This is a genomic window from Streptomyces uncialis (assembly GCF_036250755.1).
In the GTDB taxonomy this organism is placed as follows: Bacteria; Actinomycetota; Actinomycetes; order Streptomycetales; family Streptomycetaceae; genus Streptomyces; species Streptomyces uncialis.
Genome location: NZ_CP109583.1, coordinates 7,550,644 through 7,564,518 on the forward strand (window position 1 = coordinate 7,550,644; position 13,875 = coordinate 7,564,518).

Genomic DNA, 13,875 nt, shown 5'->3' on the forward strand with positions numbered 1-13,875 from the left:
CGGCGCGGCACTACCCAGCGGGCACCCCGGAGGCGACCCGTCCGCCCGCTCTCCCGCCGCCCCGCCCGCCCGCTCCCGTCGGCCCGACCGCCCGCGGACAGCGCTCCACCCCGCCACCCGCGCCGGAGACCACGCACGCCACCCACGCCACTCGCGGGCCCGTACACCCCGCCCGTACGCCTCGCCCACCCGCGCCGCCCGCGCCCACCCGCGCCGCCCGCGCCCACCCGCTCCCGCCCGCCCGCTCCGGGCCGAACGGAACGGGACCCGCTACAGGAAGGTGTGCCCCTCACCGCGGTACGTGGGGACCGTCGCCGTGACGGTGTCGCCCTCGACCAGCCGCAACGCGTCGAACCGCTCGCACAGTTCCCCGGCCTTCGCGTGCCGGAACCACACCTTGTCGCCGATCAGCAGATCGTCCGCGGGCCCGCCCAGCAACGGCGTCTGCACCTCACCCGCGCCCTCCTGGGAGGCGTACCGCAGGCCCTCCGGCAGCCACGGCACCGGCAGCCGGTCCGCCCCGGCCGGACCCGAGGCCGGATATCCCCCGCCCAGCACCGTCACCACCCCGACCCCCGGGCGCCGCACCACCGGCAGCGCGAACAGCGCGGCGGGCCGGCCCCGGAACGACGAGTAGCCGTCGAACAGCCGGGGCGTGTACAGCCCCGACCCCGCCGCCACCTCCGTCACCGCGTCCTCCGCGACGGTGTGCTGCACGCTCCCGGTCCCGCCGCCGTTCACGAACTCCAGGTCCGGGACGACGGCCCGGACCGCCCGCACCACCTCGGCGCGCCGCGCCGCCAGCTCCCGCCGCGCCGCGCGCTGCATCAGCCGTATCGCGCCCGAGAGCACCGGACGCCCGGCCACCACGTCCCCGACCCCGGCCACATGCCCCTCGTACGCCATGATCCCCACCAGCCGGAACCCGGGCGTCCGGGCCACCGCGCGGGCCAGCTCGGCGGCCTCGGCGGGGGAGTGCACCGGCGAACGGCGTGACCCGATCCGCACCCGGCCGCCCAGCAGCCGCAACGACGTGTCGAGTTCCAGACAGACCCGTACTTGCTCCCGGCCACCGCCGCGCGACGCGTCGATCAGCCGCAGCTGCGCGGGGTCGTCGATCATCACCGTCACCGCCGCCGCGAGCTTCGGATCACCCGTCAGCTCCGCGAACCCGGCCCGGTCGGCCGACGGGTACGCGAGCAGCACGTCCCCGAAACCGGACCGCGCCAGCCACAGCGACTCCGCCAGCGTGAACGACATGACACCCGCGAAGCCGTCCCGGGCGAGGACCCGTTCCAGCAGGGCTCGGCAGCGCACCGACTTGCTCGCGACCCGCACGGGGGTGCCCGCCGCCCGGCGGACCAGATCCGCGGCGTTGGCGTCGAAGGCGTCCAGGTCCACGATCGCGACGGGCGCGTCGAACGAGGCGGTGGCCCGGTCGTACCGGGCCCGGTCGGCGGCGCGAGCACTCATGTCCGCAGCCTGCCAGACCCGGTTACCGGAGGGTAGGGGGATGTACCGGGCAGATGCCACCGCTGCCCGGACCGCCTCCCGCACGGTGGTCGCCAGCCCGTAGAGTGACGCGAACGCAAACGGAGGAACCGGTCCCGGGCCCGCGCCCGGACCGGCTGGGACCCCGCCGTGACCGCCTTCCCGGGGTCGCGGAAGGAGCCCGCCCCGACCGCGCGGACGACCCGGGCGCCGGCCCGGACGCCCGCACCGCGGCCCGCCGTTCGTACGGGCGGCCGCACGGCCCGCCCGGCAGGGGACGGTGCTCCCGGACGCGGTTGCGGACAGGTCCGGGCGCTTCCGGGCGCGGCGCGTGTCCCGCCCGGGGAGCCGGACAGGGCATGGCCCGGCGCCGGTTCGGACCTGGTCCGGACCCGGCCCGGTGACGACGGACCCGGGCATCACCCCCGGGAACAGCTGACCCGGTCCGAGGGGGACCGGCCCGGAGGCGAGGGGCGTATGACCACGGAGACGGACGAGCCCTCGTCACCCCCTTACCCACCCCCGCCCCCCGTCCCGCCCCGGCCTCCGGCACCGCCCGGTTCCCCGGCCCCGCCGCGTCCCGCCGCCCCGCCCCACCCCGTGCGGCCCCCGGTCGCGCCACCCCCGTACCCCCCGAGGCCCGCCACCGCGCCCCCGTCCGCCCGGCCCTCGTCCGCCCGGCCGCCGTCCGGCCCGGACCGCCCCCCGCCCGAGCCCGCCCGCGACCCGGGCCGCGGCCCCGGCCACCAGCACGGTTCCGCACCGGGGTCCGTCCCCACGCCCCGGACCGCGACCCCGCCCGCCCCGGTCGCGCCGAGTGCCCCGACCGCGCCCGCGCCGGTCGGGAGGACGGGTACTCCGATGCCACCTGCCCCGGTCCGGACCGGCGTTCCGGCGGCACCTGCCCCGGTCGCGTCGGGTGGCCCGACGGCCCCCGCCCCCGCCGCGCCGACCGCCCCGGCCCCGACCGCCCCGGCCCCGGCCGCGCCGGGCACTCCGACCGCCCCCGCCGCGTCGAGCGCCCCGACCGCGCCCGCGCCGGGAGAACCCTGGCGCCCCGTCCCGCCCCCGTCCGCCGTGCCTCCCGGGGCCGCGACTCCCCGCCCGACGGCCCCCGGAACGGCCCGACCGGCCGCCCCCGCACCGCCCGGCGAGCCATCCGGAATGCCCGCCTCCGCGGCCAGTTCCGGGGCACCCGGGACCCGGACGGCCAAGTCACTGGATACTCAAGGGGTGTTCGACGTTCGCGGGATGGCCGACAACGACCCGGGACCGGGTTCGCCCGGACCCCGCACCAGCATGCCCGGACACCCCGGGCGGGACACCGTCCCCGGCCCGCCGGGCCCCCGGACCCCCGCCCGCCCCGGCACCACCCGCCCGGTCCCGGGGAATCAGCCGCCCCCGCCCCCGGCCTCCGCCCGGTTCCCCGACGAACCGCCCCCCGAACCCCGTCGCCCCGTCCCGCCCCGCCAGGTACCCGCCCCGCCGCAGGGCGCCGACCTGCCCGGCGACGGCCCCCGCCACGAAGGCGGCGGCCCCCGCCGCGGCGGCCCGCCCGCCCCGGGCACCGGCCACCCGGGCCGCCCCCCGTACCCCGCGCACGGCCACCCCGGCCGACCTGCCCCGCCCGTCGGCCCGGAGCACCCCGGGTACCCCGGCGCGGACCACCCGGGGTACCCCGGCCCGGAGCACCCCGGATACCCCGGCCCCCACACCCACCCGGGACCCCGTCCGCCCCAGGCCACGCGCGCCCCCGGCCCCGCCCACCACCTCGGCGCGCCCCCCGCGTTCACCACGGCCCCCCGCCCCACCGAGACCACCACCCGGCTCAGACCCATCCGTGACGACGACCCCCTCGACCGTCCGCCGCCCCGCTCCTACGACCCGTTCGACGACCCCCCGGGACACCGCGCCCGGCCCACCGGCCACTGGACCGGACGCCGGGCCGCCGCCGCGGTGGCCTGCGCCGTCCTCGGACTCGGCCTCATCGGCGGTGCTGTCACCGGCAGCTGGCTCACCGGTGACAGCACCGCCGCGCCCGGCCCCGCCGACCGCTTCGCCGCCGCCGGGGAACGCTGGCACAGCACCCCCGTCGACGACCTGTTCCCCCGGACCGTCCGCGGTGAGGGCGCCGGACCGGGCGGCGCCGACCGCACCTGGACCCGGGTCGCCGTCGCCCCCGACGGCACCTGCGCCCAGGGCCTCGACCCGCTGCTGCGCCGCGCCCTCGCCCCGGCCGGCTGCGTACGGCTGCTGCGCGCCACGTACACGGACGCCACCCGCAGCCATGTCACCACCGTCGGGATGCTGTTCACCAAGACGGACGCCGACGGGATGCGCGCCCTGCGCGCCCGCTTCACCAAGGAGCAACTGGACCGCCGCCGTGATCTGATGCCCCGTCCGTACGCGGCCGAGGGCACCGTCGCCGAAGGATTCGGGGACCGTCAGCGCACGTCCTGGACCGTGTCCGTGCTCACCGACGCCCCGGTCGTCGTCCTCGCGGTGTCCGGCTTCGCCGACGGCCGTACCGTCACCGACCCGGAGCCCGCCACCGACGCAGCCCGCTCCGACAGCACCACCACCCCCGCCCAGTCGGGCCTCGGCCATGAGGCGAAGGGCCTCGCCGACCGTGTGGAGCGCGTGTTCCGCAAAGGCGCGAGCGCGACCCCGGAGAAGACATCATGACGCCCCGACAGCTCCCCCCACCCCACCGCACGGCCCCTCACTCCAGGCCCGCGCGCCACGCCGCCACCGCCCTCGTCTGCGCCGGACTCACCACCGCGCTCGCCCTGCTGCCCGCCACCTCCGCCCACGCCGACGGCATCCGCGCCCGCCAGTGGAGCCACCAGGCACTCGGCGTCGAGGAGGCCTGGCGCACCACCAGGGGCGACGGCATCACCGTGGCCGTGCTGGACACCGGGGTGGACGACAGCCACCCGGACCTCACCGGCAGCGTCCTGCCCGGCAAGGACCTGATCGGCTTCGGCGCCCGGCGCGGCGACCGCTCCTGGGCCCGGCACGGCAGCGCCATGGCCGGGATCATCGCGGGCCACGGACACGGCGCGGGCAACACCGACGGTGTCCTCGGTATCGCCCCCGAGGCCGAGATCCTGCCGATCCGGGTGATCCTGGAGGACGGCGACCCCTCCCGCAAGGAGGCCCGCGACACCCGGGGCACCGCCCTCGCCGAAGGCATCCGCTGGGCGGCCGACCAGGGCGCCGACGTCATCAACCTCTCCCTGGGCGACGACTCCGCCTCCGCCCACCCCGAACCCGCCGAGGACGCGGCCGTCCAGTACGCCCTGAAGAAGGGCGCGTCCGTCATCGCCTCGGCGGGCAACGGCGGGGAGAAGGGCGACCATGTCTCCTACCCGGCCGCCTACCCCGGGGTCATCGCGGCCACCGCCGTGGACCGCTTCGGCGCCCGCGCCCCGTTCTCCACCCGCCGCTGGTACGCCACCGTCAGCGCCCCCGGCAAGGACATCGTCCTGCTGGACCCCGACCGCCAGTACTACACGGGCTGGGGCACCAGCGCCGCCGCCGCGTTCGTCTCCGGCGCGGTCGCCCTGGTCCGCGCCGCCCACCCGGACCTCAGCCCCGCACAGATCAAACGGCTCCTGGAGGACACCGCCGGGGACGCCCCCGAGCAGGGCAGGGACGACTCCCGGGGCTTCGGCATGATCGACCCGGCCGCCGCGATCCGCGAGGGCGGCACCCGGGAACCGGAACTGCGCGCGGCGGTCTACGGAAAGCGCTACTTCGGGGCGGGCCCGGCCGTCCCCGTGAAGAAGAAGGACAACGGCTGGGCGGGCCCCCTCGCCGCCGGAACGGGCGTCGCCCTGCTGGCCGTGGCCGTCGTCCTGTGGCGCGGCCGCCGAAGCACCCCCGCCTGACCCGCACCCCGGCCCCCCCCACAGTCCCGGGACCCCCACCACCCCGACGCCCCAGCCGCCCCGATGCCCCCACCACCCCGACATGTCACCGTCCCTGGGACCCCACCACCCCGGCACCCCGCGACTCCGGGACCCGCACCACCCCGACAGACAAGGCACCGCACCGTCCCGACGCGACACCTCACCGTCCCGGGTGGCCCCGGGCGTACACGCACCCCAGCGGCACCCCGGGCGTCACCGGCCGGCCACCGCCCCCACGGCCCCCCGCGACACCCGCTCCACCAGCGTGATCCCCTCGTGCATCGACGTATGACCGTCCGACAGCACCGCCAGCAGATAGCGCCGTCCGTCCACCGAGACGCATCCCGTGCTGTTGATCACCCACAGCCCGGTCGTGCCACGCGGCAGCCAGCCGTTCTTCAGCGCCGCCGGCTGCTCCCCGTCACCCGCCGCCGACACCCCCCAGTCCTGCCCGGCGACCACCCCGGCCATCAACTCCCGGGCGTAACCGCGTGACTCCCCGTTCAGCTCCGGGTCCGCGCCCGCCACGAACACCGCCCGCAGCAGCGCTATCCGGTCCACCGCCGTCGTCCGGGTCAGCCCCCACAGCCCACCCGTGCCCGCGGTCGTGCCGGTCAGCCCGAACCGCGCGTTCGCCGCGTCCAGCCCCGGCGCTCCGCCCAACGCCTCCCACAGCGTGGTCGTCGAGGCGTTGTCGCTGTGCCCGATCATCGCCGCCGCGTGCTCCCGTTCCCGACCGGTCAGCCGCCGCCCCTTGTCCTGGGCCCCCAGCAGCAACGCGGCCAGTACGTCGACCTTCACGACGCTCGCCGTGACGAACACCGACGCCCCCCGGTACGCGACGGGCGCCCCGTCGTCGTCCACCGGGACCACCGCCACCGAGAACCGCGCCCCGCCGCTCACCCGCACCCCGGCCATGGCCCGGTCGAGCCGCCGCCCGGCCTGTGCGGCGGCGGCCTCCTCCGCCCGGGCCGCCTCCTCCGCCCGGGCCGCGCCCGGTGCCCGCGACATGTCCGGCGTGCCCGCCCCGGCCGTCCGGGCCGCCGGACCCCCACCGGCCCGCCCCGCGCCTCCCTCGTCCCGTACCGCCACGAACCCGCTCCCCGCCCAGCCGACCAGCACAAGAACCCCCACGAAGACCGCCACCACCACACCCCGGGACCACGACATGCCGGGCATGCTCCGTGCCCATACTGGGGAACCTCTGAGACGAACCTCAGCTTCCGCTGAGAATCCCCGGCGCCCTCCCATCGGACGTCGGCACGGGAGCGGGGACACCGGTACCGCCACCGCGACCGGTCTGGACACCGACCGGCCGCCGTCCGCGCGGAGCCGAAACCCGGTGTCCATGTCACCTTGAGATGGCTAGCGTGGCGTCATATGGACCGAACCGATCTTCCCCCACGCCTGACCCGGCTCACCTTCCACGGCCCCCTCTCCGAGGCCAGGGCCGCGCGGATCGTCACCAGACTCGCCCGGACCGGCCCCGCGACGGTGCTGGACATCGGCTGCGGCTGGGGGGGAACTGATGCTCCGGGTCCTTGAGGCGACGCCGGGCGCCACCGGCCTGGGGATCGATCTCAACGCCGAGGACATCGCCCGGGGACGCGCGAACGCCGTGGCCCGGGGGCTGGCCGGTCGCGTCGAGTTCGTCGTCGGGTCCGCCGCCGGGACACCCCGCGGCCCCGCCGACCTCGTGCTGTGCCTCGGGGCCAGTCACGCGCTCAGCGACGAGACGCCGCCCAAGCACACCGCCGCCGCGCTCCACGCGCTGCGGGAGCGGGTCGCGCCCGGGGGACGGGTCCTGCTCGGCGAGGGCTTCTGGCAGCGGGCCCCCACCCCCGCCGAACTGACCGGGATGTGGCCGGACGCCCGCGCCGACGAGTACCACGACCTCGCCGCGCTCGTCGCTCTCGCCGTCGAGGCGGGATTCCGGCCCGCCTGGATCGAGAGCGCCGACAGCGGCGAATGGGAGGAGTTCGAGTCCGGATACCTCTCCGACACCGAGGAGTGGCTGGCCGCCCACCGTGACCACCCGCTGGCCGACGAGACCCGCGCCCGCGCCGACCGGCACCGCGCGAGCTGGCTCGACGGCTACCGGGGAGTGCTCGGGCTGGCCTACCTCACCCTGGTCCCCGTGGACTGACCTGACCTGACCTGACCTGACCTGACCTGACCTGACCCGACCCGACCCGACCCGACCGGACCCGGCACCGACGGTGCGGGTACCGCACACGGCGTGAGCCGCCCGCACCGGGACCCACCCACCCACCGCACCGCTCCGCACCGCTCCGCACCGCTCCGCACCGCTCCGCACCGCTCCGCACCGCTCCGCACCGCTCCGCACCGCTCCGACCCCCGGGACCCCACCGCACCGCCGCGCGGCGCGCCGATAGGCTCGGGCACCGTGGCGAACAAGAACATCCCCCAGCCCGGCTACTCCGACGACGACGGCTCCGCCGACCCCGTGCTGAGCGCCGCGCTCGCGGCCTGGGCCGCCGACCGGTCCGCCGAGGGACCCCTTCTCGAAGCGCTCAAGGGCACCCGTCTCCTCGTCCCGATGGTCGCGCTGCTCGGCGAGGTCGAGGAGGACGCGAACGGGCTGCGCCGCGAGAAGACCAGCGACATGGCGGTGCCCACCCTGAAGGCCCGGGGCCGCACCGCCCTGCCCGCCTTCACGTCCACCGACGCGCTCACCCGCTGGGACCCGGCCGCCCGGCCCGTCGCCGTCCCGCTGGAACAGGCGATCCAGGCCGCCGTCCACGAGAAGGCCGACACGATCGTCATCGACCTCGCGGGCCCCGTCGCGTACGAGCTGACCGGCCGCGCGCTGCTCGCCCTCGCGGAGGGCCGCACCACGCTCGACCCGCTCGCCGACCCGGTGGTCACCGACGCCGTACGAGCCGTCCTCGCCGCCGAGCCCGATGTGGTCGGCGCGTATCTGGGGCCGGGCCGCGCCGACGGCATCCTCGCCCTCGTCCTGGACCCGGCGGCCGTCCCCGCCGAGGCCATGCGGGCCGTCGCCGAACGCCTCGCCGCCGATCCGGCGCTGCGCGCCCGGCTCGTCCACGGCCTGGACCTCGCCCTGCTGCCGCCGGGCAGCACCCTGCCCGGCCGGCCCCTGTACCTCCGCGGCTGACCGCCCTGTCCCACCGCACAACGCGAAGGGCCCCGCCGGACGGCGGGGCCCTTCGTCCACGTTCCTGCGTGCGCGGGCGGATCTAGCCGTAGAGCGCTCCCGTGTACTTCTCGCCCGGCCCCTGGCCCGGCTGGTCGGGGACGACGGACGCCTCGCGGAAGGCGAGCTGGAGCGACTTCAGACCGTCACGCAGCGGAGCCGCGTGGAAGGAGCTGATCTCCGTGCCGCCCGCGTCCACCAGCCCGGCCAGCGCGTGGATCAGCTTGCGGGCCTCGTCCAGGTCCTTGTGGTCCGAGCCGTCCTCGGCGAGACCGAGGTTCACCGCGGCGGCGCTCATCAGATGGACCGCCACCGTCGTGATCACCTCGACCGCCGGGACATCGGCGATGTCCCGGGTCAGGGTGTCGAAGTCGGGGGCCGCGCCGTCGCTGTCCGCTGCGGCCGTGCTGTCAGGGGTGGCGTCACTCATGCCTCACACGATAGGCGCAGTCCCGTCCGGCAGGGGAGTGAGGCCCCGGCGGCGCGAATTAGCCGTGCCGTCGCGGAACTGTTAATCTGGGGCAACGACCGGTCGGGCATTCACGTGCCCGGCCCACAAGTGGAGGCTCCGCTCTCCCACCTGGCCGCTCCTAGGAGTGGCGGGTCACCGGTCAGGCGGTCATGTCGAGAGACATGGCACGCCCGAAGTCACGCCCCGCGATGTGTCGCGGCGGTGTTCCGGTATGCAAGGAGCCCCGCCCGTGATCGTCCGGGGCATTTTTCATGTACCGGCGCGGTCAGGTCGGACGAACACAGACTTTACGCGGCTGTCCGCCAGACCGTCGCGTGGTGCTACCGAGGAGGATCCATCAGCGCCGAGCCCCGCATCAACGACCGGATTCGCGTTCCCGAGGTTCGACTTGTCGGTCCCAGTGGCGAGCAGGTCGGAATTGTTCCGCTTGCCAAGGCCCTGGAGCTTGCGCAGGAGTACGACCTCGACCTGGTCGAGGTCGCGGCGACCGCCCGTCCGCCGGTCTGCAAGCTCATGGACTACGGGAAGTTCAAGTACGAGTCGGCCATGAAGGCCCGTGAGGCGCGCAAGAACCAGGCGCACACGGTCATCAAGGAGATGAAGCTCCGGCCGAAGATCGACCCGCACGACTACGACACCAAGAAGGGTCACGTCGTACGGTTCCTCAAGCAGGGCGACAAGGTCAAGATCACGATCATGTTCCGTGGTCGTGAGCAGTCCCGTCCGGAGCTCGGCTACCGCCTGCTCCAGCGCCTCGCGGAGGATGTCGCGGACCTGGGCTTCGTGGAGTCCAACCCGAAGCAGGACGGCCGGAACATGATCATGGTTCTTGGTCCGCACAAGAAGAAGACCGAGGCGATGGCCGAGGCCCGTGAGGCCCAGGCCGCCCGCAAGGCCGAGCGCCAGGCCCTCCAGCCCGGCCGTGTGCAGCACTCCTCGGCCGACGGCGAAGAGCTCCTGGACGCCGACGAGGCCGACGAGGCCCCCGAGGCTCCCGAGGCCGCCGCCGAGGAAGAGGCTCCGGCCGAGGCGTCAGCCGAGGCGTGATCCCTGGGCCTCGTGTCCGGGGATGTCCATCGATAACACAGGACGCTCCACAGTGCCCGGTCCCCGGACCGGGCACCGGGGCGCCACCGACGAGGAGAGAACGGCGCTATGCCGAAGAACAAGTCGCACAGCGGTGCCAGCAAGCGCTTCAAGATCACCGGCTCCGGCAAGGTGCTCCGCGAGCGTGCCGGCAAGCGCCACCTGCTTGAGCACAAGTCGTCCCGTGTGACGCGTCGCCTCACCGGCAACGCCGAAATGGCTCCGGGCGACGCCAAGAAGATCAAGAAGCTTCTCGGCAAGTGATGTCGCGGCCCCCGCACACCGGGGCCGTACGACGTCAGGACCGGGACCCATTCGATACCGGGCCGTGTGAGGACCACCACGGCCCCGCTACAAGGAGTTAACAAGTGGCACGCGTCAAGCGGGCAGTCAACGCCCACAAGAAGCGCCGGGCGATCCTGGAGCAGGCCAGCGGTTACCGCGGGCAGCGTTCGCGCCTGTACCGCAAGGCGAAGGAGCAGGTCACCCACTCCCTCGTTTACAACTACAACGACCGCAAGAAGCGCAAGGGCGACTTCCGTCAGCTCTGGATCCAGCGGATCAACGCCGCTGCCCGTGCCAACGGCATCACCTACAACCGCTTCATCCAGGGGCTGAAGGCCGCGAACATCGAGGTCGACCGCAAGATCCTCGCGGAGCTCGCCGTCAACGACGCCAACGCCTTCGCGGCGCTGGTCGAGGCCGCGCAGAAGGCCCTGCCGAGCGATGTGAACGCGCCGCGCGCCGCCGCCTGATCGCTGCGCTCGCTTTCCGTGGTGACGTCCGGACCCGTGGACCTTCCGAGGCCCACGGGTTCGTCCGTTCCCCGCCCTGTCACCCCCGGGCCGTCCACCGCCGCCGCGCTGCCCGCCCGACCGCCAGCGGAAAGCCCGCTCCTCGCCCCTCGGCCTATCCCGCACCCGGGAACCAGCCCCAGCCAGGCAGCGCCGGGCCCCGTCCAGGGGCGCGAGGAACTGCGCAAACAACGCAGCACCCGCACCCGGGAAACAGCCCCAGCCAGGCAGCACCGGGCCCCGTCCAGGGGCGCGGGGAACTGCGCAAAAGCGCACCACCCGCACCCGGCGATCAGCCCCAGCCAGGCAGCACCGGGGCCCCGATCAGGGGCGCGGGGAACTGCGCGAAAAACGCACCCTCCGCACCCGGGGAACCACACCAGCCGGGCAGCATCCCCCGCCGCAGCCCCGCGCAGCCCCCGCGCCGACCCCGAGGAGAGGCAACCATGACCCCGGCCCCCGAGCTGATCTCTCCCCGCTCCCCGCGGGTCTCCGCGGCCAAGCGCCTCGCCCGCCGCAACTTCCGCGGCAAGGAGCGGCTCTTCCTCGCGGAGGGCCCCCAGGCCGTACGCGAGGCCGCGGCCCACCGCACGGGCGGCGCCCCGACCCTCGTGGAGCTCTTCACCACCCCGGACGCCGCGGACCGCTACCCCGACATCCTCGCGGCGGCCCACCGCGCGGGCGCCCGCGTCCACCTCGCCGACGAGACCGTCGTCGCGGAGATCTCCACCACTGTCACCCCGCAGGGCCTCGTGGGGGTGTGCCGCTTCCTCGACACCCCCTTCGAGGAGATCGTCGCCGCCCGGCCCCGGCTCGTCGCGGTCCTCGCCCATGTCCGCGACCCGGGCAACGCGGGCACCGTACTGCGCTGCGCGGACGCGGCCGGCGCCGACGCCGTGGTCCTCACCGACGCGTCGGTGGACCTCTACAACCCGAAGGCGGTCCGCGCGTCGGTCGGCTCGCACTTCCATCTGCCGGTCGCGGTAGGCGTCCCCGTCGAGACGGCCGTCGGCCGGCTGCGCGAGGCGGGCGTACGGATTGTCGCCGCCGACGGCGCGGGTGACGACGACCTTGACACGGAACTCGACCGGGGCACCATGGGCGGACCCACCGCCTGGGTCTTCGGCAACGAGGCGTGGGGCCTGCCCGAGGAGACCCGCAGCCTCGCGGACGCCGTGGTCCGCGTCCCGATCCACGGCAGGGCCGAGAGCCTGAACCTCGCGACGGCCGCCGCCGTCTGCCTCTACGCCTCGGCCCGCGCCCAGCGCACCACCGGCGGCTGCCGGGCCTAGGCACCCGCCGCCCCGGCACGCCGACCCGCGCACCCATACCCGCCCATATCCGTACCCGATCCGCGTACCCGCTCCGCGCACCCGTACCCGACCCGCGTACCCGCACCCGCCTCCGTACGCGCTCCGCGCACCCGGGTCCGCCCGCGTGCCCCCGGGGCACATGCGCCCGGCACGCGCACCGGGGCGCACGTCCGCACCACCCCCGTCGGTCCCGCGCCGCCCAAGATCCCTGTAGGCCACCGGTGACTGGTAGTAGGGGACCGGGGGCTAGTAGGGTGACGAACTCGGGGGCCCACTGCACCAGTTCGAGAGGTGGGATACGGGGACATGGCTGTCGGCACCAGCGGCACGGCGGACGCGGACGGCGTGCGCGATCCGGCCGCCGCGTCCTGCCAGGACGCACAGGGCGTAGAGGAAGCACCGGGCGCGTTCGGGATCACCGCGGACGATCTGCCCGACGGACTCGTCGTCGCCGACGAGACCGGCCGGGTCATCTGCTTCAACGCCGCCGCCGCCCGGATCACCGCCGTCAGCCCCGCCGACGCCCTCGGCGCCCCGCTGGAGCTCGCGCTCCCGCTGGAGGACCTGGAGGGCCGCCGCTGGTGGCGGCTCACCGACCCGTACGGCGGACTCGTCATCCGGGGCGGCCAGCCCGAGCGGAACCTGCTGCTGCCCGGCGGCCGTGAGGTCATGGTCACCGCGCGCTACGTCCGTACCGCCCCCAAGGGCCCCGTACGGCGGGTGGTCGTCTCCCTGCGGGACACCGAGGGCAGGCGCCGCACCGAACGCAGCCACGCCGAACTCATCGCGACCGTCGCCCATGAGCTGCGCTCCCCGCTGACCTCCGTCAAGGGGTTCACGGCGACCCTGCTCGCCAAGTGGGAACGCTTCACGGACGAGCAGAAGAAGCTGATGCTGGAGACCGTCGACGCCGACGCCAACCGCGTCACCCGGCTCATCGCGGAACTCCTCGACATCTCCCGGATCGACTCCGGACGCCTGGAGGTGCGCCGCCAGCCGGTCGACATCGGCGCCGCCGTAGGGCGCCATGTCCAGGCCCATGTGGCCGCCGGGCAGCCCGTCGACCGATTCCTGGTCCGGCTGCGCCAGCCGCTGCCCGCCCTGTGGGCCGACCCCGACAAGGTCGACCAGGTCCTGAGCAACCTCCTGGAAAACGCGGTGCGCCACGGCGAGGGAACCGTCACCATCGAGGTGGAACCCTCACCGGGTCCGCGCGAGCCGGGCATCACCGGCACCGCGGTCACGGTCAGCGACGAGGGGCCAGGCATCCCGGAGGAGTCCATGAACCGTGTCTTCACCCGCTTCTGGCGGGGCAGCAAGCGCGGCGGCACCGGGCTCGGCCTGTACATCGTCAAGGGCATCGTCGAGGCCCACGGCGGCACGATCACCGTCGGACGCGGCCCCGACGGCGGCGCGCGGTTCCGATTTACCCTGCCCGTGGCGACCCCGGCCTATCTGGTCTGAGGAACCACGGGCGCCCCCACCCGCGGCCGGGAGCACCGGCCCGCGGCCAGGGAAGCCGCTCCGCCCCGTCCGGGGCCACCGGGCCACGGCGCGGGCGCGCCTCCCGACCCCGTTAGAATCGGCCCCTGGCACTTTTGCGTCCCCACTTCCGGGACGACACGTC

11 protein-coding genes and 1 pseudogene are annotated in these 13,875 nt (G+C 75.3%); 9 read left to right on the forward strand and 3 right to left on the reverse strand.

What is annotated here, in order from left to right:
• Positions 1-270: 270 nt before the first annotated feature.
• On the reverse strand, positions 271-1,473 hold the full coding sequence (locus tag OG711_RS31610; RefSeq protein ID WP_329561926.1) for an amino acid deaminase/aldolase: 1,203 nt from the start codon (positions 1,471-1,473) through the stop codon (positions 271-273).
• Between the two features lie 1,269 nt (positions 1,474-2,742).
• On the opposite strand from OG711_RS31610, the gene OG711_RS31615 reads away from it, so the two are divergent.
• Together OG711_RS31615 and mycP are read left to right on the forward strand one after the other, a co-directional pair.
• Positions 2,743-4,176, forward strand: coding sequence for a hypothetical protein (locus tag OG711_RS31615; protein WP_329561928.1), 1,434 nt, complete (start codon positions 2,743-2,745; stop codon positions 4,174-4,176).
• Positions 4,173-5,384 carry a type VII secretion-associated serine protease mycosin gene (mycP, locus tag OG711_RS31620; protein ID WP_073792206.1) on the forward strand — a complete coding sequence of 404 codons (1,212 nt, stop codon included), beginning with the start codon at positions 4,173-4,175 and terminating at the stop codon, positions 5,382-5,384. The genes OG711_RS31615 and mycP overlap by 4 nt, the downstream gene beginning before the upstream one ends.
• Positions 5,385-5,618: 234 nt before the next feature.
• On the opposite strand, the gene OG711_RS31625 is transcribed toward mycP, so the two are convergent.
• Positions 5,619-6,575 (reverse strand): serine hydrolase, encoded by a 957-nt coding sequence (locus tag OG711_RS31625; RefSeq protein WP_329561930.1) that lies wholly within the window; start codon positions 6,573-6,575, stop codon positions 5,619-5,621.
• 210 nt (positions 6,576-6,785) lie between these two features.
• Between OG711_RS31625 and OG711_RS31630 the strand changes: the two are divergent.
• Both OG711_RS31630 and OG711_RS31635 read left to right on the forward strand, forming a co-directional pair.
• Positions 6,786-7,551 (forward strand): annotated as a pseudogene (locus OG711_RS31630) (SAM-dependent methyltransferase).
• Positions 7,552-7,812: 261 nt separating this feature from the next.
• Complete coding sequence (locus OG711_RS31635; protein ID WP_329564183.1) at positions 7,813-8,544, forward strand: SseB family protein; 732 nt, start codon at positions 7,813-7,815, stop codon at positions 8,542-8,544.
• Positions 8,545-8,626: 82 nt separating this feature from the next.
• Here the strand turns inward: OG711_RS31635 and OG711_RS31640 are convergent, their stop codons facing one another.
• Positions 8,627-9,013, reverse strand: coding sequence for a DUF1844 domain-containing protein (locus tag OG711_RS31640; RefSeq protein ID WP_073792202.1), 387 nt, complete (start codon positions 9,011-9,013; stop codon positions 8,627-8,629).
• A 378-nt stretch (positions 9,014-9,391) separates the two neighbouring features.
• Here OG711_RS31640 and infC point away from each other — a divergent pair, with 378 nt between their 5' ends.
• From infC to OG711_RS31665, 5 genes are all read left to right on the forward strand, one after another.
• Positions 9,392-10,102, forward strand: a complete 711-nt coding sequence (gene infC / locus OG711_RS31645; protein ID WP_073792392.1) for a translation initiation factor IF-3 — start codon at positions 9,392-9,394, stop codon at positions 10,100-10,102.
• A 108-nt stretch (positions 10,103-10,210) separates the two neighbouring features.
• Positions 10,211-10,405: a 50S ribosomal protein L35 gene (gene rpmI, locus OG711_RS31650; RefSeq protein ID WP_019065473.1), complete on the forward strand. Its 195-nt coding sequence runs from the start codon at positions 10,211-10,213 to the stop codon at positions 10,403-10,405.
• Positions 10,406-10,509: 104 nt separating this feature from the next.
• Positions 10,510-10,896 carry a 50S ribosomal protein L20 gene (gene rplT / locus OG711_RS31655; protein WP_073792201.1) on the forward strand — a complete coding sequence of 129 codons (387 nt, stop codon included), beginning with the start codon at positions 10,510-10,512 and terminating at the stop codon, positions 10,894-10,896.
• A 485-nt stretch (positions 10,897-11,381) separates the two neighbouring features.
• Complete coding sequence (locus tag OG711_RS31660) at positions 11,382-12,227, forward strand: TrmH family RNA methyltransferase (RefSeq protein ID WP_073792200.1); 846 nt, start codon at positions 11,382-11,384, stop codon at positions 12,225-12,227.
• 327 nt (positions 12,228-12,554) lie between these two features.
• Entirely contained in the window at positions 12,555-13,712 is a 1,158-nt protein-coding gene (locus tag OG711_RS31665; RefSeq protein ID WP_073792199.1) for a sensor histidine kinase, read from the forward strand.
• Positions 13,713-13,875 lie beyond the last annotated feature (163 nt).

Bases quoted from the DNA above. Each gene is read 5' to 3' on its own strand.
- OG711_RS31610 (WP_329561926.1), bottom strand. From the start codon at position 1,473: ATGAGTGCTCGCGCCGCCGACCGGGCCCGGTACGACCGGGCCACCGCC.
- OG711_RS31615 (WP_329561928.1), top strand. From the start codon at position 2,743: ATGGCCGACAACGACCCGGGACCGGGTTCGCCCGGACCCCGCACCAGC.
- mycP (WP_073792206.1), top strand. From the start codon at position 4,173: ATGACGCCCCGACAGCTCCCCCCACCCCACCGCACGGCCCCTCACTCC.
- OG711_RS31625 (WP_329561930.1), bottom strand. From the start codon at position 6,575: ATGTCGTGGTCCCGGGGTGTGGTGGTGGCGGTCTTCGTGGGGGTTCTT.
- OG711_RS31640 (WP_073792202.1), bottom strand. From the start codon at position 9,013: ATGAGTGACGCCACCCCTGACAGCACGGCCGCAGCGGACAGCGACGGC.
- rpmI (WP_019065473.1), top strand. From the start codon at position 10,211: ATGCCGAAGAACAAGTCGCACAGCGGTGCCAGCAAGCGCTTCAAGATC.
- OG711_RS31660 (WP_073792200.1), top strand. From the start codon at position 11,382: ATGACCCCGGCCCCCGAGCTGATCTCTCCCCGCTCCCCGCGGGTCTCC.
- OG711_RS31665 (WP_073792199.1), top strand. From the start codon at position 12,555: ATGGCTGTCGGCACCAGCGGCACGGCGGACGCGGACGGCGTGCGCGAT.